Source organism: uncultured Sphingomonas sp., from assembly GCF_913774285.1.
Lineage (GTDB): Bacteria > Pseudomonadota > Alphaproteobacteria > Sphingomonadales > Sphingomonadaceae > Sphingomonas.
Genome location: NZ_CAJYHX010000028.1, coordinates 319,538 through 342,141 on the forward strand (window position 1 = coordinate 319,538; position 22,604 = coordinate 342,141).

At 68.6% G+C, this 22,604-nt stretch carries 27 protein-coding genes; 9 read left to right on the forward strand and 18 right to left on the reverse strand.

Annotation, left to right across the window (positions count from 1 at the left end; all coding sequences use genetic code 11):
- Window positions 1–49: 49 nt before the first annotated feature.
- The 6 genes from QZ670_RS15690 to QZ670_RS15715 all read right to left on the reverse strand — a co-directional run bounded on the left by QZ670_RS15690 (window position 50) and on the right by QZ670_RS15715 (window position 4,980).
- On the reverse strand, window positions 50–712 hold the full coding sequence (locus tag QZ670_RS15690; RefSeq protein WP_294256976.1) for a phytanoyl-CoA dioxygenase family protein: 663 nt from the start codon (window positions 710–712) through the stop codon (window positions 50–52).
- 7 nt (window positions 713–719) lie between these two features.
- Window positions 720–1,649, reverse strand: a complete 930-nt coding sequence (locus tag QZ670_RS15695) for an electron transfer flavoprotein subunit alpha/FixB family protein (RefSeq protein WP_294256977.1) — start codon at window positions 1,647–1,649, stop codon at window positions 720–722.
- Complete coding sequence (locus QZ670_RS15700; RefSeq protein ID WP_294256979.1) at window positions 1,649–2,398, reverse strand: electron transfer flavoprotein subunit beta/FixA family protein; 750 nt, start codon at window positions 2,396–2,398, stop codon at window positions 1,649–1,651. The genes QZ670_RS15695 and QZ670_RS15700 overlap by 1 nt, the downstream gene beginning before the upstream one ends.
- 60 nt (window positions 2,399–2,458) lie before the next feature.
- Window positions 2,459–2,932 carry a GFA family protein gene (locus QZ670_RS15705; RefSeq protein WP_294256980.1) on the reverse strand — a complete coding sequence of 158 codons (474 nt, stop codon included), beginning with the start codon at window positions 2,930–2,932 and terminating at the stop codon, window positions 2,459–2,461.
- Entirely contained in the window at window positions 2,929–4,128 is a 1,200-nt protein-coding gene (gene sucC, locus QZ670_RS15710) for an ADP-forming succinate--CoA ligase subunit beta (protein WP_294256982.1), read from the reverse strand. The genes QZ670_RS15705 and sucC overlap by 4 nt, the downstream gene beginning before the upstream one ends.
- Before the next feature lie 396 nt (window positions 4,129–4,524).
- Window positions 4,525–4,980 carry a peptidylprolyl isomerase gene (locus QZ670_RS15715; protein ID WP_294256983.1) on the reverse strand — a complete coding sequence of 152 codons (456 nt, stop codon included), beginning with the start codon at window positions 4,978–4,980 and terminating at the stop codon, window positions 4,525–4,527.
- 117 nt (window positions 4,981–5,097) lie between these two features.
- Between QZ670_RS15715 and mgtE the strand changes: the two genes are divergently transcribed.
- On the forward strand, window positions 5,098–6,501 hold the full coding sequence (gene mgtE, locus QZ670_RS15720) for a magnesium transporter (protein ID WP_294256985.1): 1,404 nt from the start codon (window positions 5,098–5,100) through the stop codon (window positions 6,499–6,501).
- A 36-nt stretch (window positions 6,502–6,537) separates the two neighbouring features.
- Window positions 6,538–6,939 (forward strand): DUF1489 domain-containing protein, encoded by a 402-nt coding sequence (locus tag QZ670_RS15725; protein WP_294256987.1) that lies wholly within the window; start codon window positions 6,538–6,540, stop codon window positions 6,937–6,939.
- A gap of 49 nt (window positions 6,940–6,988) precedes the next feature.
- Here QZ670_RS15725 and QZ670_RS15730 read toward each other — a convergent pair whose 3' ends face one another.
- Together QZ670_RS15730 and tsaD are read right to left on the reverse strand one after the other, a co-directional pair.
- The gene (locus QZ670_RS15730) at window positions 6,989–7,966 is read right to left on the reverse strand and encodes an NAD(P)H-dependent glycerol-3-phosphate dehydrogenase (RefSeq protein ID WP_294256988.1); all 978 of its coding nucleotides are present in this window, start codon (window positions 7,964–7,966) and stop codon (window positions 6,989–6,991) included.
- A complete protein-coding gene (gene tsaD, locus QZ670_RS15735) occupies window positions 7,963–8,988 on the reverse strand; it encodes a tRNA (adenosine(37)-N6)-threonylcarbamoyltransferase complex transferase subunit TsaD (protein WP_294256989.1) in 1,026 nt (341 codons plus the stop codon). Before tsaD ends, QZ670_RS15730 begins: the two co-directional genes overlap by 4 nt.
- Window positions 8,989–9,093: 105 nt before the next feature.
- Between tsaD and hemC the strand changes: the two genes are divergently transcribed.
- From hemC to QZ670_RS15765, 6 genes are read left to right on the forward strand one after another with little or no spacing between them, the layout of a single operon-like run.
- Window positions 9,094–9,999, forward strand: coding sequence for a hydroxymethylbilane synthase (gene hemC / locus QZ670_RS15740; protein ID WP_294256991.1), 906 nt, complete (start codon window positions 9,094–9,096; stop codon window positions 9,997–9,999).
- Window positions 9,996–10,658: a uroporphyrinogen-III synthase gene (locus QZ670_RS15745; RefSeq protein WP_294256993.1), complete on the forward strand. Its 663-nt coding sequence runs from the start codon at window positions 9,996–9,998 to the stop codon at window positions 10,656–10,658. Before hemC ends, QZ670_RS15745 begins: the two co-directional genes overlap by 4 nt.
- Before the next feature lie 49 nt (window positions 10,659–10,707).
- Entirely contained in the window at window positions 10,708–11,601 is an 894-nt protein-coding gene (locus QZ670_RS15750; RefSeq protein ID WP_294256995.1) for a hypothetical protein, read from the forward strand.
- 1 nt (window position 11,602) lies between these two features.
- On the forward strand, window positions 11,603–12,787 hold the full coding sequence (locus QZ670_RS15755) for an acyl-CoA dehydrogenase (protein ID WP_294256996.1): 1,185 nt from the start codon (window positions 11,603–11,605) through the stop codon (window positions 12,785–12,787).
- Window positions 12,787–13,305 carry a GNAT family N-acetyltransferase gene (locus QZ670_RS15760; protein ID WP_294256998.1) on the forward strand — a complete coding sequence of 173 codons (519 nt, stop codon included), beginning with the start codon at window positions 12,787–12,789 and terminating at the stop codon, window positions 13,303–13,305. The genes QZ670_RS15755 and QZ670_RS15760 overlap by 1 nt, the downstream gene beginning before the upstream one ends.
- Window positions 13,302–14,420, forward strand: a complete 1,119-nt coding sequence (locus QZ670_RS15765; protein ID WP_294257000.1) for a CaiB/BaiF CoA-transferase family protein — start codon at window positions 13,302–13,304, stop codon at window positions 14,418–14,420. Before QZ670_RS15760 ends, QZ670_RS15765 begins: the two co-directional genes overlap by 4 nt.
- On the opposite strand, the gene QZ670_RS15770 is transcribed toward QZ670_RS15765, so the two are convergent.
- Together QZ670_RS15770 and QZ670_RS15775 are read right to left on the reverse strand one after the other, a co-directional pair.
- Window positions 14,405–15,061: a COQ9 family protein gene (locus QZ670_RS15770; RefSeq protein WP_294257002.1), complete on the reverse strand. Its 657-nt coding sequence runs from the start codon at window positions 15,059–15,061 to the stop codon at window positions 14,405–14,407. The genes QZ670_RS15765 and QZ670_RS15770 overlap by 16 nt on opposite strands.
- A gap of 40 nt (window positions 15,062–15,101) precedes the next feature.
- Window positions 15,102–16,007, reverse strand: coding sequence for a DMT family transporter (locus QZ670_RS15775; protein WP_294257005.1), 906 nt, complete (start codon window positions 16,005–16,007; stop codon window positions 15,102–15,104).
- Window positions 16,008–16,061: 54 nt separating this feature from the next.
- Between QZ670_RS15775 and QZ670_RS15780 the strand changes: the two genes are divergently transcribed.
- Complete coding sequence (locus QZ670_RS15780) at window positions 16,062–17,177, forward strand: alkene reductase (protein ID WP_294257007.1); 1,116 nt, start codon at window positions 16,062–16,064, stop codon at window positions 17,175–17,177.
- Here the strand turns inward: QZ670_RS15780 and QZ670_RS15785 are convergent.
- From QZ670_RS15785 to QZ670_RS15820, 8 genes are all read right to left on the reverse strand, one after another.
- Window positions 17,165–17,665, reverse strand: a complete 501-nt coding sequence (locus QZ670_RS15785; RefSeq protein ID WP_294257008.1) for a hypothetical protein — start codon at window positions 17,663–17,665, stop codon at window positions 17,165–17,167. The genes QZ670_RS15780 and QZ670_RS15785 overlap by 13 nt on opposite strands.
- A gap of 4 nt (window positions 17,666–17,669) precedes the next feature.
- The gene (locus QZ670_RS15790; protein WP_294257009.1) at window positions 17,670–18,215 is read right to left on the reverse strand and encodes a GNAT family N-acetyltransferase; all 546 of its coding nucleotides are present in this window, start codon (window positions 18,213–18,215) and stop codon (window positions 17,670–17,672) included.
- The gene (gene ribH, locus QZ670_RS15795; protein WP_294257011.1) at window positions 18,215–18,634 is read right to left on the reverse strand and encodes a 6,7-dimethyl-8-ribityllumazine synthase; all 420 of its coding nucleotides are present in this window, start codon (window positions 18,632–18,634) and stop codon (window positions 18,215–18,217) included. The genes QZ670_RS15790 and ribH overlap by 1 nt, the downstream gene beginning before the upstream one ends.
- Window positions 18,634–19,770: a 3,4-dihydroxy-2-butanone-4-phosphate synthase gene (gene ribB / locus QZ670_RS15800; RefSeq protein ID WP_294257012.1), complete on the reverse strand. Its 1,137-nt coding sequence runs from the start codon at window positions 19,768–19,770 to the stop codon at window positions 18,634–18,636. Before ribB ends, ribH begins: the two co-directional genes overlap by 1 nt.
- The gene (locus QZ670_RS15805; RefSeq protein WP_294257014.1) at window positions 19,757–20,365 is read right to left on the reverse strand and encodes a riboflavin synthase; all 609 of its coding nucleotides are present in this window, start codon (window positions 20,363–20,365) and stop codon (window positions 19,757–19,759) included. Before QZ670_RS15805 ends, ribB begins: the two co-directional genes overlap by 14 nt.
- A complete protein-coding gene (gene ribD, locus QZ670_RS15810) occupies window positions 20,365–21,312 on the reverse strand; it encodes a bifunctional diaminohydroxyphosphoribosylaminopyrimidine deaminase/5-amino-6-(5-phosphoribosylamino)uracil reductase RibD (protein WP_294257095.1) in 948 nt (315 codons plus the stop codon). The genes QZ670_RS15805 and ribD overlap by 1 nt, the downstream gene beginning before the upstream one ends.
- 14 nt (window positions 21,313–21,326) lie before the next feature.
- The gene (locus QZ670_RS15815; protein ID WP_294257015.1) at window positions 21,327–21,674 is read right to left on the reverse strand and encodes a hypothetical protein; all 348 of its coding nucleotides are present in this window, start codon (window positions 21,672–21,674) and stop codon (window positions 21,327–21,329) included.
- A 73-nt stretch (window positions 21,675–21,747) separates the two neighbouring features.
- A complete protein-coding gene (locus QZ670_RS15820; protein ID WP_294257017.1) occupies window positions 21,748–22,419 on the reverse strand; it encodes an energy transducer TonB in 672 nt (223 codons plus the stop codon).
- Window positions 22,420–22,604: the final 185 nt, after the last annotated feature.

Genomic DNA, 22,604 nt, shown 5'->3' on the forward strand with positions numbered 1-22,604 from the left:
GGGCGAGGCCCGACCCGCCGGCGACCCTCCTCGCCGGCGGGTTTACGCCTCAGATGCCAAGCCACGCCAAGGGCGCGGGCAAGTCCAACGTAGAGTAGTCAACCTGCAGCACCCGCCGGTGGCCATCTGCAAGGCTCGCGGCCGAAGCATGCAGGATAGGCGTTTGATACGCCCAAACGTCACCGGCCTCGGCCAGGCAGGTCGCGGCGCCGCATGCTTTCACCGTCGCGGCTATTCCTGCTTCCGGAATCTTTCCCAACCGTTGCGATCCGGGGGCCACGAGCAGCGGCGCGTTGTCCTCGGGTACCGGATCGAGATGGATCCGCAGCGTCACCATCGACTCAAGGACCGAGAATGGGGGCTCGACATGGAGCAACCCCTGCTTGGTCGACCAGGGGCCGTAGCCCGGCACCTCGGCACGTTGTTGGACAGCGGTGGTGCGATCCTGATGCCAGCCTAGTGCCCAGTTGTTCGCGGCGCTCTTGTCGAACCAGATCGCGCGCACCGGCTGGGCCGCCATGCCCAAGCGGTGGGCGGCCGCCGCGCCGAGAGCGTCAGGAGCGAGGAGCTCAGCAAGGCTTTCGATACCGTGCAGGCGGAGCCCGGCTTTGCCGGCCGGCAGCGCAGCCGCCAGTGCGCGCAGCTCTGCAAGAAAAGGGGCGGCTGCACCGGCAAGGTGCGCCGCCCCATCGCGTTCGAAGTCAAGCGTCACGCGAGCTTCAGAGCTTTTCGGTCAGCTCCGGCACCAGCGTGAACAGGTCGCCGACCAGGCCGATGTCCGCCACCTGGAAGATGGGGGCGTCCTCGTCCTTGTTGATCGCGACGATCGTCTTCGAATCCTTCATGCCGGCGAGATGCTGGATCGCGCCCGAGATGCCGACCGCGACATAGACCATGGGTGCCACGATCTTGCCGGTCTGGCCAACCTGATAGTCGTTCGGCGCGTACCCTGCGTCCACTGCTGCGCGGCTGGCGCCGACGGCAGCACCCAGCTTGTCCGCCAGCGGATCGATCAGCGCGTGGAACTGCTCCTGCGAGCCGAGCGCGCGGCCGCCCGAGACGATGATCTTGGCGCTAGTCAGCTCCGGACGCTCCGACGCGGCGATTTCCGAGCCGACGAAGGTCGACAGACCCTTGTCACCCGCGGCCGCGACGGCTTTCACCGTGCCGCTGCCGCCGGTTGCGGCTGCCTTGTCGAAGGCGGTGCCGCGCACGGTGATCGCCAGCTTCTTGTCGCTGGTCTGCACGGTGGCGATCGCGTTGCCGGCATAGATCGGCCGGGTGAAGGTATCCGGACCCTCGACCGAGAGGATGTCGGAAATCTGCATCACGTCGAGCGCGGCGGCGACGCGCGGCGCCACGTTTTTCCCCGTCGTGGTCGCCGGGAACAGCACGGCATCGTGATCGCCCATCAGCTGGACGACCAGCGGCGCGACGTTCTCCGCCAGGAAATGCTCGTATGCCGCGTCGTCGGCGACATGGACCTTGCCCACGCCTTCGATCTGCGCCGCGGCCTCGGCCACTGCCGAGACACCCTTGCCGGCGACGAGCAGGTGGACTTCACCCAGCTTTGCCGCGGCGGTGACGGTGGAAAGCGTCGCGTCCTTGACGCTCTGATGGTCGTGTTCGACCCAAACCAGTGTCTTCATCACGCGACTCCCATGCCCTTGAGCTTCTCGACCAGCTCGTCGACCGAGCCCACCTTGATGCCTGCCTGGCGCTTGGCCGGCTCGACCACCTTCAGCGTCTTGAGGCGCGGGGTGACGTCGACGCCGTAGTCGGCGACGGTCTTCTTCGCGACCGGCTTGGTCTTGGCCTTCATGATGTTCGGCAGCGTGGCGTAGCGCGGCTCGTTAAGTCGGAGATCGGTGGTGACGATCGCCGGCATCTTGAGGTCCACGGTCTCGAGGCCGCCGTCGATCTCGCGGGTCACGTGCACGCGATCCCCGGCGATCTCGACCTTGGAGGCGAAGGTGCCCTGCGCCCAGCCGAGCAGTGCGGCCAGCATCTGGCCGGTCTGGTTCGAATCGTCGTCGATCGCCTGCTTGCCGAGGATGATCAGCCCGGGCTGCTCCTCTTCGGCCACCTTGGCGAGCAGCTTGGCGACCGCCAGCGGCTCGACCTCGTCGTCGGTCTGGATCAGGATGCCGCGATCGGCGCCCATGGCGCGCGCGGTGAGCAGCACGTCGGTTTCCGCCTTGGCGACGCCGATCGTGACCACGACGATCTCGGTCGCCGCGCCCTTCTCCTTCAGCCGAACCGCTTCCTCGATCGCGATTTCGTCGAAGGGGTTCATGCTCATCTTGACGTTCGCCAGATCGACGCCCGTCCCGTCCGCTTTCACGCGGGGCTTCACGTTGTAATCAAGCACGCGCTTGACCGGTACCAGGACCTTCATTCGCATCCTTCCTGTCTGCCAGGGTTATCCCCGGACAATTGGGTTACGTTTACGCGAACGTCAACCGCTCGCAAGCGATTCGGCGTACGCCTGCATCAGCGTGCCGAAGGATTCCGGGGGCGGAAATTTTGGATAGCTGTACGAAGCGCCAGTCGCGGCCCAGGGCAGCGCTTCCTCGGTGAAGGTCTCGAGGAAGGGCGGGGCGGACATCGGGGCGTCGAGCATCGTGCTGCGGATATTCACGAAGGCGTCCAGACCCTCGGGTCGGGTGAACAGCCAGCTCTTGCAATGGTCGCAGTGGAAATGCCGCGTGGGGCCATGCAGGCCACCGATCACCGGCGTGCCCTCGATTACCGCGAACGCTTCTGCCGGATAGAGCCCGCTCAGCGAATAGGCGCTGGCGGTCATGCGCTGGCAGCCGGTGCAATGGCAGGCCATGGTGACGAGCGCATCGCCCGTCACCCGGAACCGCACGCGGGCGCAGCGGCAGCCGCCTTCGACCGTCTTCACAGCCGAGGCGGCCACCTCGCTCACGCCGCGTTCTTCACCTCCGCCACGATCTTCTGGGCGGCGTCGCCCAGGTCGTTGGCGGCGACGATCGGCAGGCCCGAATTGGCCAGGATGTCCTTGCCCTGCTGCACGTTGGTGCCCTCGAGGCGCACGACCAGCGGCACCGAGAGGTTCACTTCCTTGGCGGCAGCGACGATGCCTTCCGCGATGATGTCGCAGCGCATGATGCCGCCGAAGATGTTGACGAGGATGCCCTTCACCGCCGGATCGCTCAGGATGATCTTGAACGCCGCGGTGACCTTCTCCTTGTTCGCGCCGCCGCCCACGTCGAGGAAGTTGGCCGGGAACATGCCGTTCAGCTTGATGATGTCCATGGTGGCCATCGCCAGGCCGGCGCCGTTGACCATGCAGCCGATGTCGCCGTCGAGCTTGATATAGGCGAGGTCGTACTTCGACGCCTCGAGCTCCATCGGATCCTCTTCGGTTTCGTCGCGCAGTTCCATCAGGTCCTTGTGACGGTACATCGCGTTCGAATCGAAGCCGACCTTGGCGTCGAGCACCATCAGCTTGTTGTCGTCGGTGACGGCGAGCGGGTTGATCTCGATCTGCGAGGCGTCGGTGCCGAGGAAGGTGTCGTACACCTTGCCGGCGAGGCTCTGCGCCTGCTTGGCGAGATCGCCCTCCAGGCCCAGCGCGTTGGCGACGGCGCGGCCATGGTGCGGCATGAAGCCGGTCGCGGGATCGACGTCGAAGGTGTGGATCTTCTCCGGCGTGTCATGCGCGACGGTTTCGATGTCCATGCCGCCCTCGGTCGAGACGACGAAGGCAACGCGGCCGGTGGCGCGATCGACCAGCAGCGCGAGGTAGAATTCCTTGGCGATGTCGACGCCGTCGGTGACGTACAGGCGGTTGACCTGCTTGCCGGCGGCGCCGGTCTGGATCGTCACCAGCGTGTTGCCGAGCATCTCGGTCGCCGCGTGGCGGACTTCGTCCTCGGTCTTGGCGAGGCGGACGCCGCCCTTGGCTTCGGCCGGCAGTTCCTTGAACTTGCCCTTGCCGCGGCCGCCGGCATGGATCTGCGCCTTCACGACATAGAGCGGCCCAGGCAGCTTCTTCGAGGCTTCGACGGCCTCCTCGACGCTCATCGCGGCAAAGCCGGCCGGCACGGGCACGCCGAACTTCGCGAGCAGTTCCTTGGCCTGATATTCGTGGATGTTCATGGGAGCAGTCCGCCTTTTCAAGGGAACGGGGAAAGGATCGCGCCCGCCTAAGCACAGCGCGCGCGCGAAATCCACCCTTTTAGGAATTATTGCGATTGCGAATGGTTTGCAACATGCCGGTCACCGGAGTGGAGCACGAAGCCATAGGCGTGGCGGGCTTACCATCTCATGAAGCGAGGAGGGCGCATTCGCCTTCCGCACCATCGTCATTCCCGCGAAGGCGGGAATCCATTTGCCAGGACGCTGGGGAAAGAAACGACGCTTCGGCGTCAATGGATCCCCGCTATCGCGGGGATGACGGTGGGTAGTGGGAAGGCGGTGCAATCCCCTTGGGCTTCATCGCCGACCGCCGCGCCAGCCTCTCCCGCCTCAACGAAGCGGGAGACGGAGCACGCCTCAAGCCTCGGTGCGGGCCTTGACGATCTTGCCGGGTTTCGCGGGCGGCTCGCCCTTGGGCAGCGCGTCGACATGGTCCATGCCGTCGATCACTTCGCCCCAGACGGTGTACTGGCCGTCGAGGAAGGTCGCGTCGTCGAGGCAGATGAAGAACTGCGAGTTGGCGCTGTTCGGATTGTTGGTGCGCGCCATCGAGCAGACGCCGCGGACATGCGGCTCCTTCGAGAATTCCTGCGCCAGGTCCGGCTTGTCCGAACCGCCCATGCCGGTGCCCGAGGGATCGCCACCCTGCGCCATGAAGCCGTTGATCACGCGGTGGAAGATCACGCCGTCGTAGAAGCCCTCGTCGGCAAGACCGGCGATGCGCGCGACATGGTTGGGCGCGAGGTCGGGGCGCAGGCGGATGCGGACGTCGCCGGTGTCGAGCGTGAGTACGAGCGTAGTGGGATCGGCCATGGGGCACCTCTTCTCTAAAACTGCAGCGATGCCCTAAGCGGTGCGCTGCCGACTTGCAAATCCGGGCTGAGGGTGGCAGCGACCCCCCGACGAGGCCGCAGCACGGGAGGTCGGACGGTGAGCGAGACCGAACTGCACGAAGAGGCCGCCGCGCCCGAGAGCCAGCTCGACGAGGACGATCGACTCAAGCCCGAATTCGTCAGCGCGGTGCTGGATGCGGTGGACGAGGGCAACGACGAGGCCGCGCATGTGCTGGTCGCGCCGCTCCACCCCGCCGACATCGCCGACCTGATCGAGCTGGTGCCGTCCGAGCGGCGGGCCGATGTCGTCACCGCGATTTCCGACCTGATCGACGGCGACGTGCTCGCCGAGATGAACGACTGGGTGCGCGAGGCGCTGGTCGACGCGCTCGAGCCGCATCAGGTGGCCGATATCGCCGCCGAACTCGATACCGACGACGCCGTTGCCATCATCGAGGACATGGATGTCGAGGACCAGCGCGAGGTGCTCCGCGCGCTCGACCCCGACGACCGCGCCGCGATCGAGGAGGCGCTGTCCTACCCCGAGGAATCCGCCGGCCGCCTGATGCAGCGCGAGCTGATCGCGGTGCCCGAGCATTGGACCGTCGGCGACGTGCTCGACTATCTGCGCGGCAATGACGAGCTGACCACCGATTTCTGGGAAATCTTCGTCGTCGATCCCTCGCACAAGCCGATCGGCACCTGCGAGCTTTCCTGGATCCTGCGCACCCCGCGCGGCATCACGATCAGCGACGTGATGAAGCGCGAGCAGACGCTGATCCCGGTCGACATGGACCAGGAGGAAGTGGCGTTGCGCTTCCAGAAATACGCGCTGATCTCCGCTGCGGTGGTCGATCTCAGCGGGCGGCTGGTCGGCATGATCACGGTGGACGACATCGTCCACATCATCTCGCAGGAAGCCGGCGAGGACATCCTCCGCCTGTCGGGCGCGGGCGAGGGCGACATCAACGAGCCGGTGCTGCTGACGGTCAGGACGCGGCTGACCTGGCTGTTCGTCAACCTCGGCACCGCGATGTTGGCCGCCTCGGTGGTCGGGCTGTTCCAGGGCGAGATCGCCAAGTTCGCGCTGCTCGCGGTGCTGATGCCGATCGTCTCGGGCATGGGCGGCAACGCCGGCACGCAGACGCTGGCGGTGGTCGTTCGCGCGATCGCGACCAACCAGCTGACCGAATCGAACACCTTGCGGATGATCTGGCGCGAGCTGCGCATCGCCGCCGCCAACGGCGCGTCGCTGGGGCTGGCGATTGGGGCGGGGACGATGCTGGTCTATGGCATCCCGTGGCTGGCGGTCGTGATCGCGGCGGCGATGGTGATCAACAACGTGATCGCGGGGCTTTCGGGGGTGCTGATCCCGGTGACGCTGGATCGGCTGCGCGTCGATCCCGCCGTATCCTCGGCGGTGTTCGTCACGATGATGACCGACGTGATGGGATTCTTCTCCTTCCTCGGCCTGGCAACCTTGGTGGGCCTCGGCGGCTGACTTGATCGCGGGGCAGGGACCGCCCAAATCGGCCCCGTGCCACTCCATCTCACCAAGGTCGCCTTTGCCTGCGACAGCGTCGATTTCCTGCGATCCCGACTGGAGGCGCGCGCTGCCGCGGGCGGCGTTGCGCTGACCACGCGCTATTTGCCCAAGCGGCACGAAGAGATCGACGGCGGCTCGTTGTTCTGGATCCTCAAGCACCAGCTGGTCGGCCGCTCGCCGATTCTAGGCTTCGGCGAGGCGGAGGGTGGGCGCACCGCGATCCTGCTGGAGCCCAAGCTGGTGCTGGTCCAGGCGCGGCCCAAGCGGGCGCACCAGGGCTGGCGCTATCTCGAGGATGCCGACGCGCCGCGCGACCTGGGCGATCTGGAGGGCGGGGCGGACGAACTGCCGCCGTCGCTGATGGGAGAGCTGGCGGGGCTGGGGTTGTTGTAACGTTTGATTTCTTGAACCCCTCCCCTTCAGGAGAGGGGCTAGAGGGAACTCAAACCGCCTCCGCCCTTAGCGGACGGCTGAGCAGCGCGTCGATCACCTCGGCCACCGGCGCGCCTTCGAGCAGCGCATTGACCGCCAGCGTCACCGGCATCTCCACCCCCGCTTCGGCCGCCGCCTCGCGCAACACGGGTGCGGTGAACGCGCCCTCGGCCACGGTCTTGCGATCCGACAGCAGCTCGGCGGCGCTGCGGCCCTGGCCCAGGCCCACCCCCAGCGAGAAGTTGCGCGAGTTGGTCGAGGAGCAGGTGAGTACCAGGTCGCCCAACCCCGACAGCCCGGTCAGTGTCTCCGCCTGCGCACCCCGCGCCAGGCCGAAGCGCGTCATCTCGGCAAAGCCCCGCGCGATCAGCGCGGCGCGGGCGTTAAGGCCGAGCCCGGCGCCCTCGACCACCCCGCAAGCGATGGCGAGCACATTCTTCACCGCACCGCCGATCTCCGCCCCGATCACATCGGCCGAGGCATAGGGGCGGAAGGCGGGCGCACCGAGCCGGTCGCTCAACCGCGTGCGCAGGTCCGTATCTTCGCACGCCAGCGTCACCGCCGTCGGCTTCCCCGCCGCTACTTCATGCGCGAAGGTGGGGCCGGACAGCACCGCGATCGGCGCTTCCGGCGCCACGCTGCGGGCGACTTCGCCGACCAGCAGCCGGGTGCCCGCCTCGATCCCCTTGGCGCACAGCACCAGCGGGGTCGCGCCCACGGTCATCTCGGCCAGTACCGACCGAACGTGCTGCGCCGGCGCCACCACCAGCAGCGCGTCGCAGCCGGCGAGATCGCCCAGGCTGCCCGTCGCGCGAATGCTCGGCGAGAGCGGCACGCCGGCGAGAAACTGGCGGTTCTCGTGGTTGGTGTTGATGCTCTCCACCACCTCGGGCTCGCGCGCCCAGAGCAGCACCGGCGCATCACCTCGGGCCGCCACTTGCGCCAGCGCAGTGCCCCAGGCGCCGCCGCCGATCACCCCTATCTTCATGCCTTCACTCCCGCACCACGCACCTTTTCCGCATCGGGGTCGAGCGGCCAGCGCGGCCGCGCCGGGAAATCGAGCGGATCGGTAAGTCCCTGGGCGAAGCGCTCGGCGCCGGCCCAGGCGATCATTGCCGCATTGTCGGTGCACAGCCAGAGCGGCGGCGCGACGAAGGGCAGGGCATGCTCGGCTGCCAGCGACTCCAGTGCCGTCCGCACCGCCGTATTGGCCGCGACGCCGCCCGCCACGACCAGCGCCGTCGGGCGGGTCACCGCCAGCGCCAGCCGGGTGCGATCGACCAGGCAATCGACGACCGCCTGCTGGAACGAGGCGGCGAGATCCTCGGCGCTATGGTCGTTCACCGCCCGCGCGACCGCGCTCTTGAGGCCCGCGAAGGAGAAATGCGGCTCGCCCGACCCGACCAGCGGGCGCGGCAGCGGCACCGCCTTGGGGTTGCCGCGTTCGGCCGCCTTCTCCACCGCCGGGCCGCCGGGGAAGCCGAGGCCGAGCAGCTTGGCGGTCTTGTCGAACGCCTCGCCCGCGGCATCGTCGATCGTGGTGGCGAGCCGGCGATAGCGGCCGACACCCTCGACCAGCAGCAGCTGACAATGCCCGCCCGAGACGAGCAGCAGCAGGTACGGAAATTCCAGGCTGCGATCGCCGAGCCGGGGTGACAGCGCATGGCCCTCCAGATGATTCACCGCCACCAGCGGCTTGCCCGCGGCGAGCGCCAGCGCCTTGCCGGTGACGAGCCCCACCATAACCCCGCCGATCAGCCCGGGACCTGCGGTCGCGGCGATCGCGTCGACTTCGGCCAGCGTCACGCCCGCCTCCTCCAACGCCGCCTCGACCAGCGGCCCCAGCGTCTCGACATGCGCCCGCGCGGCGATCTCCGGCACGACGCCGCCATAGGGCCGGTGCGCCTCTTCCTGTCGCGCCAGCTTGTGCGCGCGGATCGTGCCGTCGCTTTCCACCAGGGCCGCCGCGGTTTCGTCGCAGCTCGATTCAAGTCCGAGGATGAGTGCCATGTCTCCCATCTAAGCCGCTTGGCGGCGGGGTCCAGAGGCCGAGGGCGTTTGGATCCGCGAAGACCCCCATTGCCCTCGCTTTCGCGTGACCCTAGCACCTGCCCCATGACTGCACTTCGCATCGGCACGCGCGGGTCGCCGCTCGCTCTTACCCAGGCGCATATGGTGCGCGACGCGCTCAAGGCCGCGCACGGCATCGACGGCGAGATCGTCATCGTCCGCACCACCGGCGACAAGGTGCAGGACCGTCCGCTCGCCGAGATCGGCGGCAAGGCGCTGTGGACCAAGGAGCTCGATCGCGCGCTCCTCGAAGGCGAGATCGACTGCGCGGTGCACTCGATGAAGGATGTCGAGACCGTCCGCCCCGAAGCCATTGCCATTGCCGCGATGCTGCCCCGCGCGGACGTGCGCGACCGGCTGGTCGGCGCCGAAACGCTCGCTGCGCTCAAGCCCGGTGCGGTGATCGGCACCGCCTCGCCGCGACGCGCCGCGCAGGTGAAGCGCCACCGGCCCGACGTGACCACGGTGCTGTTCCGCGGCAATGTCGACACCCGGCTCGCCAAGCTGGCGGCGGGCGAGGCGGATGCGACATTGCTCGCCTCGGCGGGGCTGGAGCGGCTGGGGCGATTCGATGTCGGCCACATCCTGCCGACCAACGTGATGCTGCCGGCTCCGGCCCAAGGGGCAGTGGGGATCGAGGCACGTGCCGACGATTCTCGGATGCTCGGGCTGCTCGCCGCGATCGACCATCCGAAGACGCGTGCCTGTGTGCTGGCCGAGCGCGCGCTGCTCGCCGCGCTGATGGCCGACTGCCATTCGCCGGTCGCCGCACTGGCGACGATCGAGGGCGCGATCCTCACCATCGAGGCCGAGCTCTACGCCGCCGACGGCAGCGCGCATGTCCATGGCATGATCGAAGGCGCGCCCGAGGATGCGATGCTGCCCGCGACGCTAGCCCGCGACTTGCTCGACCGCGCGCCCGAGGCGGTGCGTGCGCTGTTCGCCGGATGAGCCGTCCCATCGCGGTGCTGCGGCCCGAGCCCGGCAACCGCATCACCGCCGCCGCCGTAGAGGGACGCGGACGCACCGCGATCCGCCTGCCGCTGTTCGCGACGCGGCCGCTGGCGTGGGACGTGCCGGATCCTGCGGGCTATGACGCGCTGATCCTGACGAGCGCCAATGCGGTCCGGCTTGCGGGCGAGGGGCTGGCGACATTGCGGGGACTGCCCGTGCACGCCGTGGGGGAAGCCACGGCCTCCGCCGCGCGGCGCGCGCATTTCGATGTGATCGCCACCGGCGGTGCCGGAGCGGCGGCGCTGGTCGCGCAGGCCGAGGCGGCGGGCGTCCACCGTGCGCTGCACCTCGCGGGTCAGGAGCGGACGCTGCATGCCGGCGGCATCGTGGCCGACGTGATCCCGGTCTATGCCAGCGAAGTGCTGCCGGTTTCCGTCGCGGACGTCGCGGCGCTGGCGGGCTGTGTGGCCCTCGTTCAGTCCGCTCGCGCCGGCGCACGGCTGGCGGAACTCGTCCACGATCGCGGCACTGTCCGGCTCGCGGCGGTGAGCGAGGCTGCCGCCGCCGGGGCGGGGCAGGGCTGGGCAGTGACCGCCGTTGCGGCGTGCCCGGAAACCGAAGCGCTGCTCGACCTCGCCGTCGCGCTCGCCGATTGACCCGCGGGGCTGGTTGACCCGGGAAGCCCGCGCGGCGAAAAGGGCGGCCATGAGCGACGAGCCCCTGGCGCCCGAGCCGGTCCGAACCCTGAGTCCGCGCCGTAATCGAATGATCCCCGTCGGGCTGGGCTTCCTTGCCGGCGTCGCCTTGACGGCGGGCGCGATCGAGCTGGCCGGCCCGCATCTCAAGAGCACGGCGAACGATCCGAACCAGCCCGCCGCGGCCGCCTCGCCGTCAGTCCAGCCGCTGAAGGTGCCGCCGCCGGTGCTGGCCCCCGCCACCGACGTCGCGACGCTCGATGCCCGCGAAAGCCAGCTCGCCGCGCGGCTCGACGCGCTGGAGCTGGAGCTGCGCCAGGCTGACGAGAGCGCACGCAATGCGGCGCAATACTCCACCCAGGCCGAACGGCTGATGGTCGCCGCCGCCGTGCGCCGTGCCATCGAGCGCGGCCAGCCGCTGGGCAGCCTGGAGCAGCAGCTCCGCGCGCGCTTCGGCGAACGGCACCCGCAGGCGGTGGCCGCGATCGCCACCGCCGCGCACGACCCGCTGACAATCGAAGACCTGCGCATCGCGCTCGACACGATCGCGCCGAGGCTCGGCGCCGCGCCCGATGACAGCCTGTGGGTGCGTTTCCGCAGCTTCGTGGGCGATCTGTTCGTGTTGCATCAGGCCGGCATGCCGAGCCCCCGCCCGGCCGAGCGGCTGCGCCGCGCCCGCAGTGCCCTGGCCGCCGGCAATGTCGAGACCGCGATCGCCGAAGTGATGCACATGCCCGGCGCGTCGATAGCGGAGGGCTGGACCAGTGCCGCCTCGCGCTATGTGAACGCGCGCAAGGCGCTGGACGAAATAGAGAAGGCGGCCGCTGCAACGCCGCCCAAACCCCCGGTCGTGGCGCCGGCACCCGCCCCCGCCCCGGCACCGGAGACACCGAGGAACGACTGAAATGGCAGAGATGGGCCGGTTCGACTGGCAGGATCCGTTCGGGCTCGACGGCGAGCTGACCGACGAAGAGCGGATGGTGCGCGACGCCGCACGCGATTATGCGCAGGGCGAGTTGCTCCCGCGCGTGACCTCCGCATATCTTGAGGAACGCTTCGACCGCGAGATCATGGCCGAGATGGGCACGCTGGGTCTGCTCGGGCCGACGATCCCCGAAACCTATGGCGGGGCAGGCCTCGGCTATGTCGCCTATGGGCTGGTCGCACGCGAAGTGGAGCGGGTCGATTCGGGCTATCGCTCGGCGATGAGCGTGCAGAGCTCGCTCGTCATGCATCCGATCCATGCCTATGGCAGCGAGGAGCAGCGGCGGAAGTACCTACCCAAGCTGGCGAGCGGCGAATGGGTCGGCTGCTTCGGCCTCACCGAGCCCGATGCGGGCTCCGATCCCGCCGGCATGCGCACCCGCGCCGAGAAGATCGACGGCGGCTACCGGATCACCGGCGCCAAGATGTGGATCACCAATTCGCCGATCGCCGACGTCTTCGTCGTCTGGGCGAAGAGCGATGCGCATGACGGCGCGATCCGCGGCTTCGTGCTGGAGCGCGGCATGAAGCGTCTCACCAGCCCGAAGATCGAGGGCAAGCTGAGCTTGCGCGCTTCGGTGACTGGCGAGATCGTGATGGACGGCGTGGAAGTCGGCGAAGATGCGCTGCTCCCCAACGTCCAGGGGCTGAAGGGTCCGTTCGGCTGCCTCAACCGCGCGCGCTACGGCATCGCCTGGGGTACGATGGGCGCGGCCGAGGCATGTTTCCATGCCGCGCGGCAATATACGCTCGATCGCCATCAGTTCGGCCGGCCGCTCGCGGCGACCCAGCTGGTGCAGCTCAAGCTCGCCAATATGGAGACTGAGATCGCGCTCGGGCTGCAGGCGGCGCTGCGCTGCGGCCGGATGTTCGATGCGGGCACGCTCAGCCCGGAAGCAATCAGCATCATCAAGCGCAACAATTGCGGCAAGGCGCTGGAGATCGCGCGCACTGCACGCGACATGCACGGCGGCAACGGCATCTCGGCCGAATTCCATGTGATCCGCCATGCGATCAACCTCGAGACGGTGAACACCTATGAGGGCACGCACGACGTGCACGGGCTGATCCTCGGCCGGGCGATCACCGGCATCGCGGCGTTCTGATGGCGCCCGATCGGCAGCCGGTGCTGGAGGGCGTTCTCGTCCGCATCCGGCCAATGACGGAGGCCGATCGGGAACCGCTCTATGCGGTTGCCAGCGATCCTCTTGTCTGGGAGGTGCACCCGGCGCATGATCGCTGGCAGCGGCCGGTGTTCGATGCCTTTTTCGATGCCTGCCTGGGAAGCGGGGGCGGCCTGACGATCCTGGATCGGGCGAGCGGCGCGGTGATCGGCGCGTCGCGCTACGACAACTGGGTACCGGAGGCCGACGAGATCGAGATCGGCTGGACCTATCTCGCCCGTGCCTATTGGGGCGGGCGCTACAATCGCGAGATCAAGGCGTTGATGCTCGCCCATATCCACCGCGAGGTTGCGACCGCGACGTTCATGGTGGGGGCGGACAATGTCCGCTCGCGCCGCGCGATGGAGAAAGTCGGCGGCGTGCTGCGCCCGGGCACGCTGCCGCGTATCACGGCCGGCGAGAACAAGCCGCACGTCGTCTACGAGATCCGGCGCTCGTGAAGCCGCTCGCCGGCATCAAGGTCGTCGAGCTCGCCCGCATCCTGGCCGGGCCGTGGTGCGGGCAACTGCTCGCCGACCTGGGCGCCGAGGTGGTGAAGGTCGAGCGGCCCGGGGCAGGGGACGACACCCGTCACTGGGGCCCGCCCTTCCTCCACGATGCCAAGGGCGCGAACCGCGATGCCGCCTATTTCCACGCCTGCAACCGCGGCAAGACCAGCGTGGGCATCGACATTGCCACGCCCGAGGGGCAGGCGGCCGCCCGCGCGCTGATCGCCGATGCCGATGTCGTGATCGAGAACTACAAGGTCGGCGGGCTGGTGAAGTACGGGCTCGATGCGGCCAGCCTGCGCGCTGCCAACCCGCGCCTGATCGTCTGTTCGATCACCGGCTTCGGCCAGACCGGGCCCTATGCGGGCCGCGCCGGCTATGACTTCATCATCCAGGGCATGGGCGGGGCGATGAGCCTCACCGGCGAGCCCGACGGTGCGCCCCAGAAGGCTGGCGTCGCCTATGCCGACATTTTCACCGGCGTGTATTCGGCCGTGGCGATCCTCGCCGCGCTCCGTCGCCGCGATGTGGAGGGGGTGGGTGCGCATATTGATATGGCGCTGCTCGATACGCAGGTAGCGGTGCTCGCCAACCAGGCGCTCAACTGGATGGCGAGCGGCACGGTGCCGCACCGCATGGGCAACGGGCATGCGAATCTGGTGCCCTATCAGGCCTTTGCCTGCCGCGACGGCGAGCTGATCGTGGCGGTGGGCAATGACTCGCAGTTCGCCAAGCTCTGCTCGATCCTCGGCCTCGATCTGGTGAGCGATGCACGCTTCGCGACCAACCCGGCGCGCGTGACGAATCGCGATGCGCTGATCCCGCAGCTCGCCCGCGCGATCCTCGATTGGACCAAGGCCGATCTCTACGAGGCGCTGGAGGCGCAGGGCGTGCCGGCGGGGCCGATCAACCGCGTCGACGAGGTGTTCGCCGATCCGCAGGTGATCGCGCGCGGCATGGCGATCGTGCGCGACGGGCTGCCGGGCCTCGCCAGCCCGATCACGATCGACGGCGAACGCATGGTAGCGGACCGGGCTAGCCCGGCGCGGCCTCAGATCGCCGGGTAGCGCAGCCGGCCGATGAAGCGGGAGAGGCTCGGCCGGTTGGTCGTGCGGCTCACGAACCCGGCCTTGGCCTTCTCGAACCGCATGATCCCCTCGATCCGCCGCGCGAGGAAGGCGCGGGTGTCCGCCCATTCCTCACTCTCGTCCTGCACGAACACGGCGATCGTCGCGGCATAGACGCTGCCGAGCGTCATCCGCTTGGTATAGTGGTTATAGTCGGTGGCGGTGTCGCCGGCCGCGCGCCACATCGCATCGGCCGCGCGCCAGCCGAGCTTGCTCGCCCGCGCGAGGTTCTGCGGCATGGCGAGGATTGCCAGCGCCCGGCGCAGCGCGTCGCGATAGGGGGCGAGCAGCGCCAGCCGCGCCTCGACCAGCGCGGTGATACGCGCGCGGATCTTCATGCCCGCCAGCGCCTCCAGCGAAAGCTCGTCGAGCATCGCGCGGTCGATATGCGCGAACCAGGCGTCGATCATCGCTAGCGGCCCGTCCGAGAAGGCGAGTCGCGCCACGTCGCGGTCGACCCCCATGCCGTCGGCGGTGGCGTCGAGCGCGCGCTGGTTCCAGCCGTCGAAGGCGGCATTGGCGGCAAGCGACGGCGCAAGCGCCGCGCGCAGTTCGTCGAGGGTGGCGTCGGCGAGATCCATGGGTGCTGATCTAGGCGCGAAGCCGCCGCCCGGCAACCGCCTACCCCTTGGGCCGTACCGCGCCCTGCCGCACCAGCACCAGCGCCGCCGCGACCAGCGCCGCGCCGAACAGATCGGCGGTGCCGAGCCGCTCCCCGAAGATGATCCAGCCGAGCGCCGCGCCAACGGCCGGCTGCACCAGCAGCGCGATGCCGATCACCAGCGGCGAGAGATGGCCGAGCGCATAGATCATGCAGCCCTGCCCGATCAGCTGGCTGACGATGGCGAGCGCCAGCAGCGGCCACCAGAGATGCGGCACGATCTGCTCGCCCATCGCCAGCGCGATCACCAGCAGCGGCGGGATGGTGGCGAGCGACGACAGCGCCAGCGCCGGCACCGGGCCGAGCGACACCCGCACCCGCGCCATCAGCGCGAAATAGACCGCGTAGAACACGCCGGCGGCGAGGCAGAACAGGTCGCCCGCCAGATGTCGCGAGGAAAGCTCGGCCGAGCGCCCGAGCAGCAGCGCCCCGCCGATCGCGGCGAGGAGCAGTGCGGCGCCCTGCATCTTGCTCGGCCAGGCACGCGCGACGACGAAGCCGTAGATCGGGAAGATCAGCGACGCCGAATTGCCGAACAGCGTTGAGTTGGCGAGCGTCGTGCGGACGATGCCGACATGCCAGCTGGCGAGATCCAGCGCGAACACCACGCCCGCGATGCTGAGGATCCACCAGCGCCCGCGTGCCAGCGCAAGCGGCTTTTCGCCCAGTGCAGTGGCGGCGGCGAAGAGGATCGGCGTGGCGATGATCAGCCGCCAGAAGGCGGCGGACACCGGCCCGACATCCGCCATCCGCACGAACAAGGGGCCCGTCGCCAGCGCGGCGTTTGCGATGAGTGCTGCGACGAGCGCGGTCGCAACATGGCTTCGTGCCGGGGAAGTTTTTGTTGTCGGTGCGTTGCGCTGCATGGCGCCCTGTAGCGCCCTATCTGTGCGAAGTCACAAGCTGCAAAAGGAATTTCGATGCCCAGCCTGTTCGATCCGATTCAGCTCGGCGCGATCCACGCCGCCAACCGCGTGTGGATGTCGCCGCTCACCCGCGGCCGTTCGACGCGCGGCCATGTGCCCACCCCGGTCATGGTCGATTATTACCGCCAGCGCGCCAGCGCCGGGCTGATCATCACCGAAGCGACCGGCATCAGCCAGCAGGGGCTCGGCTGGGCCTACGCGCCCGGCATCTGGAGCGACGAGCAGGTCGAGGCGTGGAAGCCGATCACCGCCGCTGTCCACGAAGCCGGCGGGAAGATCGTCTCGCAGCTCTGGCACATGGGCCGGCTGGTCCATTCGGACTTCCTCGGCGGCGAGCCGCCGGTCTCCGCTTCGGCGACCACTGCGCCCGGCGAGGTCCGCACCTATCCGGCAGAGGACGCCGGCGAGATCAAGCGGCCCTATACCCAGGCCCGCCCCCTGCGCATCGACGAGATCCCCGGCATTCTCGCCGATTATGCCCGCGCCGCCGAGAACGCGATCCGCGCCGGGTTCGATGGGGTGCAGATTCACGCCGCCAATGGCTATCTGATCGACCAGTTCCTGCGCGACAATGCCAATTTCCGCGAAGACGAATATGGCGGCTCGATCGAGAACCGCATCCGCCTGCTCCGCGAGGTGAGCCAGCGCGTGGTCGACACGATCGGCGCCGATCGCACCGGCGTGCGACTCTCGCCCAACGGCGAAGTGCAGGGCGTCAACGACAGCAACCCGGTGCCATTGTTCGAGGCGGCTGCGGCGGCGCTCGACGATATCGGCGTGGCCTTCCTCGAGATGCGCGAGCCGCGTCCGGGCGGAAGCCGGGGCGAGCCCGACCAGCCGCCAATCCATCCGGTGATGCGCAAGGTCTATCGCGGGGTGCTCGCGCTCAACTCGAACTATGATGCCGCCAGCGCCCAGGCGGCGCTCGACGCAGGCGAGGCCGATGCCATCGCCTTCGGGCGGACCTTCCTCGCCAACCCGGACCTGCCGCGCCGCCTGCGCGAGGGGCTGCCGCTCAACCCGCAGCGGGAAGAGCTGTTCTATGTCGGTGGCGCCGAGGGCTACACCGATTATCCGACCGCCGACGAGGCCGCGCTTCAGCCGGCCTGATCGAAGCCGTCGATCCAGCGAGTGCTGGCGTCGCGGAGACGCGCGCGCGTCTTCGCGGGGCCCAGCACCGCCGCGAGTGTGACGGGGAACCACGGCCAGAACAGGAAGCTGCCGGTCACCAGCAGCGCGATCAGGATCGCGCCGCCGAAGCGCAGCGTCGCCAGCCGCGAATGCGCGGTGTAGTTGAGCTTGATGGTGCGCGGCGCCTTGGCGTCGAACCAGCTGCGCGTGACGAAGCTGTCCGGCGTGGCTTTCGGACGCTGAATCCCGAACCGCCAACCCTGCGCACCCCTCCCGCTTGCGGGAGGGGACGGGGGAGGGGCTGATCTGTGCCGCTTACCCTTATGGCTGCCATCCCCTCCCCCGACCCCTCCCGCAAGCGGGAGGGGAGATTTGGTATGGGAGACTTCGCGTCCAGTCTTGCGATCGATGACGACCAGCCTTCGGCCCCGCTCTTCGACGCGATAGCGAGAGGGGGGCATGTCCATGGGCTCAGCCCAGCGCCGCGCGGCGGGCGCGCCATTGCTCGGCGGTCTGCGCCCAGCGATCGACCCGCAGATGCTCGAGCGGGGCGGGCAGCCGGGTAGGCCCACCATTCTCGGCGCCCAGCGCCTGGGCCAGGCGGATGGAGGCGGTGTTCTCGGGATCGATGGTGTGGATCACCTCGTCCCAGCCGAGCACGTCTACCGCATAGTCGATCGCGGCGATGGCAGCCTCACGGGCATAGCCCTTGCCGGCAGCCTCCGAGGCAAGGCCCCAGCCCACTTCCAGCCCAGGCCAGCCATCGGGAGAATGCGGGCCGATGCGACCAATCCAGCGACCGGTCGCGCGTTCGATCACCGCGAACATTGAGAAGCCGCGGATGGTCCAGGCGCCCGCCATGCTGCACAGGCTGCGCCAGGCGGTGCCGCGCGGCTGCACGCCGCCCAGGAACCGCATCACCTCCGGATCGGCATGGAACGCCGCCCATGCCTCGAAATCGCCGGCCGCGTGCTGGCGCAGGATCAGGCGCTCGGTTTCGAGCACCGGCACCTGCATCAGCCGAACTTGGCCTTGAGCGCGAGCATCGCCAGCGCCGCCTTGGCGGCCTCGCCGCCCTTGTCCTTCTGCTTGGGGTCGGCGCGGACCAGCGCCTGCGCCTCATTCTCGACCGTCAGGATGCCGTTGCCGATCGCGACGCCGTCCATCGACAGCGCCATCAGCCCGCGCGCGCTTTCGCCGGCGACGATCTCGAAATGATAGGTCTCGCCGCGGATCACCACGCCGATCGCGACGAACGCGTCATAGCGGCCGCTGTCCGCCGCGAGCGCGACCGCGCCGGGGATCTCCAGCGCGCCCGGCACGGTGATCACCTCGGCCTTGTGGCCCGCCGCCTCGATCGCGGCCTTGGCGCCGGCGATCAGCATGTCGTTGAGATGCTCGTAGAAGCGCGCTTCGACGATGAGGACGTTGGCCATTATTGCTCCGAATCGATGGGTCGCGTGCCGGCGATCGACAGGCCGTAGCCGTCGAGCCCGATCAGCGTGTGATGGGTGTTGGAGAGCAGGATCATCTCCTGCACGCCGAGTTCGGTGAGGATGGTCGCGCCGACGCCGTAATCGCGCAGCTCGTCCATGTCCTTGGGCGGAATCGCGCCGCTGCGGGTCTGCAGCGCGACGGTATAGCCGTCGGGGCGGGGGCGGTTGATCACCACGATCACGCCGGCGCCTTCCTTGCCGATGATCTCCATCGACTTGCGCAGCAGTCCGCCGCGCGGGCCGCCTTCGCCGAACACATCGGCAAAGGGCGAAAGCGCGTGCATGCGGACGAGGGTGGGCTTGTCGGGATCGATCCGGCCCTTGACCAGCGCGACCTGCTCGCTCCCCGTCGCCTTGTTCCAGAAGGTGAGCGCGCGCCACTCGCCGCCCCATTCGCTGGTGAAGGTCGCCTCGGCGCGCTGCTCGACGAGATGGTCGTGCCGGCGGCGATAGGCGATCAGGTCGCGGATCGTGCCGATCTTGAGGTTGTGGAGCTGGGCGAAGCCGACGAGATCGTCGAGCCGCGCCATCGTCCCGTCGTCCTTCATGATCTCGCAGATCACACCGGCGGGGTTGAGGCCCGCCAGGCGGGCGACGTCCACCGCTGCCTCGGTATGGCCGGCGCGGACCAGCACACCGCCGTCGCGCGCGACCAGCGGGAACACATGGCCCGGGGTGACGATGTCGGCGCGGTCCTTGGTGCTGTCGATCGCGACCGAGATGGTGCGGGCGCGGTCGGCGGCGGAGATGCCGGTGGTCACGCCTTCCTTGGCCTCGATCGAGACGGTGAAGGCGGTTTCGTGGCGGGTGCCGTTGGCGCGGCTCATCAGCTCGAGCCCGAGCTGGTCGACGCGCGTCTTGGTCATCGCCAGGCAGATCAGCCCGCGGCCGTATTTGGCCATGAAGTTGATCGCGTCGGGCGTCGCCATCTGGGCGGGAATGACCAGATCGCCCTCATTCTCGCGATCCTCGTCGTCGACCAGGATGAACATGCGGCCGTTGCGGGCCTCGTCGATCAGCTCCTCGGGCGAGGAGAGGAAGCCGTGCTTGAGCGCGGCGAGTTCAGCCTTTGGCACGCAATGCCTCCATGCGCTGGAGATAGCGTGCGAGCACGTCGATCTCCAGATTGACCGCCTGGCCTTCCGCCAGCGTGGCGAAGGTGGTGACGGCTGCGGTGTGGGGAATGATGTTGAGGTGGAATTCGACGCCTTGCGGGGTATCGTCCACCGCGTTGACCGTCAGCGACACGCCGTCGACGGTGATCGAACCCTTCGGCGCGACATAGGGGGCAATCTCCGGCCCTGCCGCGATCACGACATGGTGCGAGCCGTCGATCGCCTCGATCAGCTTCACGCGACCGATGCCGTCGACATGGCCGGTGACGATGTGCCCGCCCAGCTCGTCGCCCAGGCGCAGCGCGCGCTCCAGGTTGAGCTTGCGGCCGGCGGTCCACTGGTCGTCGGCGGTGCGCGAGACGGTTTCGCCCGACACGTCGAAGTCGAGCCAGCCGGGGCCCTTGTCGACCACCGTCAGGCACACGCCCGAACAGGCGACCGAGGCGCCGAGATCGATCTCATGGGTGGGATAGGCCGTCGCCACGCGCACGCGCAGGTCGCCCTGGCGCTGTACCGCGTCGATCGTGCCGACATCGCTTACGATTCCGGTGAACATCAGTTGCGCTCGTAGACCTCGAACCGATCGCTGCCAAGCAGTCGAGAGTCCAGCAGGCGCCAGCGATCATGCGCCTCGGACAATGCGGCGAGGCCGAATGCCTCGATCGCGGGTTTGCCGCCGCCGATCAGGATCGGGGCGCGGTAGAGGAGGAGCCGGTCTACCAGGTCGGCGCGGAGAAAGGCCGTCGCCGCCTTGGCGCCGCCTTCCACCATCAGCGTGTCGATGCCGGTGAGGTGGCGAATGTCGGCGATGTCGGCGATGCGCTCCCACCCCGGCGGGGTGGGGCCGGTGGCGGAAAGCAGGATTCGGCGCGGGGAGCGATCGGCGAGGCCGGGCAGCCGCACGTCCAGTTTCGGGACGTCAGCGAGAAAGGTGCCGCGGCCGACCAGGATGCCGTCGTGCCGGGCGCGCTCCAGATGGACATGGGCGCGGGCCGCGGGGCCGGTGATCCATTTGCTCTCTCCGGTCGACAGCGCGATGCGGCCGTCGAGCGAGGTGGCGAGCTTGAGCGTGACGTGCGGGCGGCGCTTGGCGAGGCGGGTGAGGAAGCCCGCCATGCTGCGCTGCGCCTCGACCGCCATCAGGCCCGATTTGACGGCGATGCCGGCGTCCGCCAGCCGCGCGAAGCCGCTGCCGTCGGTGCGGGGGTCGGGATCGCGCAGTGCGGCGACGACGCGGGCGACACCGGCGCTAACCAGCAGGTCCGCACAGGCCGGCCCCCGCGGCGAGACATGGGCGCAAGGCTCCAGCGTGACATAGGCGGTGGCGCCGCGCGCCGCGGCGCCTGCCTCCGCCAGCGCCATCGCCTCGGCATGAGGGCGGCCGCCGGGCTGGGTCCAGCCGCGGCCTACGACACGGCCGTCGCGGACCATCAGGCAGCCGACATTGGGGTTGGGCGCCGTTCGCCCCTTACCCCGCTCGGCCAAGCCGAGCGCCACCGCCATCCAGCGTGCGTCGTTCAAATGCCGTGCTTCTTCAGCCAATCGTCATATTTCTTGAAATCGGCCTGGCGTTTTTTCTGGCGCTCCTGAAAAGCTGCTTCCTCTTCCTGGCGCTTGGCCTCGTCGACCTTCTGCTTCTCGCGGATCTCCGCCTCGGTGCGGGTGATCGGCCAGCTGTCGACGTAGATGATGTTCTTCTTGTAGGGCACCGGCACGTGCGAATCCTTCACGAACATCACGATGATGCCGAAGGTGAGCGCCAGCGCGAGGATCATGAACCAGAGTTCGTGCTTCTTGCGCGTCGCCAGATAGCCGCGGAGGTCGCGCAGTGCCTTGAGCGGCGAGATGTACTTGAGGAAGGTCATCGGTGGCCGAAGATAGGGACGCGGGGGCTCCAGGGCCAGCCCCCGCGTCCACGCCGCTGGGATCGGAGGGCGATCAGCGGGCGTCTTCGATCCGGAACCGGACGGTCATCGTCTTCCAGCTCTCCTCAGGCACACTGCCGCGGGTGGCGGGGCGGAAGCGCCATTTGCCGAGCGCCTGGCGCTTGGTGACGGCGAAGAAGGCATCGCTGGTGGCGCTCACCGGCTCCACCGCCTTCACCCGCCCGTCGGTGCCGATCAGCACGCGCAGGGTGACCAGACCGTCGCGCTGGGCGCGCATCTCCTGCGCGGGATATTCGGGCTGGAAATCCTGTGCGTAGCGCGGATCCGTGGTCGCGCCGATCAGCGCCGGGACGGGCTTGGGCGGATCGATCGTCGTCGTGGGGCCCGGATCGAGGGACATCGGGGGCGGCAGGATTTCCGGAACGATGTCCGTACCCTGGATCCGGTTTTCCGAGGCGGTGCGCAGGACGGGATCGGGGACGTGCGGCCGTACTTCGGTGTTCGTGACCTTCTTTTCCGGCTGTGGCTTCGGCTTTTCGCGCGTGACCGGCTCCGGCACCGGCAGCGGGATGTTCGTGCCCTCGAACGGCTTTGGCTGCGGCTTGGGCAGAAAATGGGGTGCCGAGAGCATCAACCCAGCGATGATCGCCCCGTTGATGGCGAGCGCGGCCCCGAAGCTGACCGAACGCGGTGCATTGGCATGATAGCGGGTATCGGCATGCATCACCTTGCACTCCTTCTCCTACACCGGTCTCTGAACGCCGGATGAAGGTGATGGTACAACGTCACATACAGCTCGTAAAGCGGGGATGGTGCAGCGCTGGCACAGCGAGAAGCGCCGATGCCCTCTTTGCGTCACGGAAACGTCGCACTAAAGGGCGCGAGCATCGGGACATCGCGAGCGGCACG

Excerpts from the sequence above, each read along its gene's own strand:
- QZ670_RS15715 (WP_294256983.1), bottom strand. The coding sequence starts at position 4,980 with ATGGCCGATCCCACTACGCTCGTACTCACGCTCGACACCGGCGACGTC.
- QZ670_RS15755 (WP_294256996.1), top strand. The coding sequence starts at position 11,603 with ATGGCAGAGATGGGCCGGTTCGACTGGCAGGATCCGTTCGGGCTCGAC.
- QZ670_RS15700 (WP_294256979.1), bottom strand. The coding sequence starts at position 2,398 with ATGAAGGTCCTGGTACCGGTCAAGCGCGTGCTTGATTACAACGTGAAG.
- QZ670_RS15770 (WP_294257002.1), bottom strand. The coding sequence starts at position 15,061 with ATGGATCTCGCCGACGCCACCCTCGACGAACTGCGCGCGGCGCTTGCG.
- QZ670_RS15750 (WP_294256995.1), top strand. The coding sequence starts at position 10,708 with ATGAGCGACGAGCCCCTGGCGCCCGAGCCGGTCCGAACCCTGAGTCCG.
- sucC (WP_294256982.1), bottom strand. The coding sequence starts at position 4,128 with ATGAACATCCACGAATATCAGGCCAAGGAACTGCTCGCGAAGTTCGGC.
- QZ670_RS15790 (WP_294257009.1), bottom strand. The coding sequence starts at position 18,215 with ATGCAGGTGCCGGTGCTCGAAACCGAGCGCCTGATCCTGCGCCAGCAC.
- hemC (WP_294256991.1), top strand. The coding sequence starts at position 9,094 with ATGACTGCACTTCGCATCGGCACGCGCGGGTCGCCGCTCGCTCTTACC.
- ribH (WP_294257011.1), bottom strand. The coding sequence starts at position 18,634 with ATGGCCAACGTCCTCATCGTCGAAGCGCGCTTCTACGAGCATCTCAAC.
- QZ670_RS15780 (WP_294257007.1), top strand. The coding sequence starts at position 16,062 with ATGCCCAGCCTGTTCGATCCGATTCAGCTCGGCGCGATCCACGCCGCC.
- QZ670_RS15695 (WP_294256977.1), bottom strand. The coding sequence starts at position 1,649 with ATGAAGACACTGGTTTGGGTCGAACACGACCATCAGAGCGTCAAGGAC.
- QZ670_RS15730 (WP_294256988.1), bottom strand. The coding sequence starts at position 7,966 with ATGAAGATAGGGGTGATCGGCGGCGGCGCCTGGGGCACTGCGCTGGCG.
- tsaD (WP_294256989.1), bottom strand. The coding sequence starts at position 8,988 with ATGGCACTCATCCTCGGACTTGAATCGAGCTGCGACGAAACCGCGGCG.
- QZ670_RS15820 (WP_294257017.1), bottom strand. The coding sequence starts at position 22,419 with ATGCATGCCGATACCCGCTATCATGCCAATGCACCGCGTTCGGTCAGC.
- QZ670_RS15745 (WP_294256993.1), top strand. The coding sequence starts at position 9,996 with ATGAGCCGTCCCATCGCGGTGCTGCGGCCCGAGCCCGGCAACCGCATC.
- QZ670_RS15775 (WP_294257005.1), bottom strand. The coding sequence starts at position 16,007 with ATGCAGCGCAACGCACCGACAACAAAAACTTCCCCGGCACGAAGCCAT.
- ribD (WP_294257095.1), bottom strand. The coding sequence starts at position 21,312 with ATGGCGGTGGCGCTCGGCTTGGCCGAGCGGGGTAAGGGGCGAACGGCG.
- QZ670_RS15785 (WP_294257008.1), bottom strand. The coding sequence starts at position 17,665 with ATGGACATGCCCCCCTCTCGCTATCGCGTCGAAGAGCGGGGCCGAAGG.
- QZ670_RS15815 (WP_294257015.1), bottom strand. The coding sequence starts at position 21,674 with ATGACCTTCCTCAAGTACATCTCGCCGCTCAAGGCACTGCGCGACCTC.
- QZ670_RS15805 (WP_294257014.1), bottom strand. The coding sequence starts at position 20,365 with ATGTTCACCGGAATCGTAAGCGATGTCGGCACGATCGACGCGGTACAG.
- QZ670_RS15760 (WP_294256998.1), top strand. The coding sequence starts at position 12,787 with ATGGCGCCCGATCGGCAGCCGGTGCTGGAGGGCGTTCTCGTCCGCATC.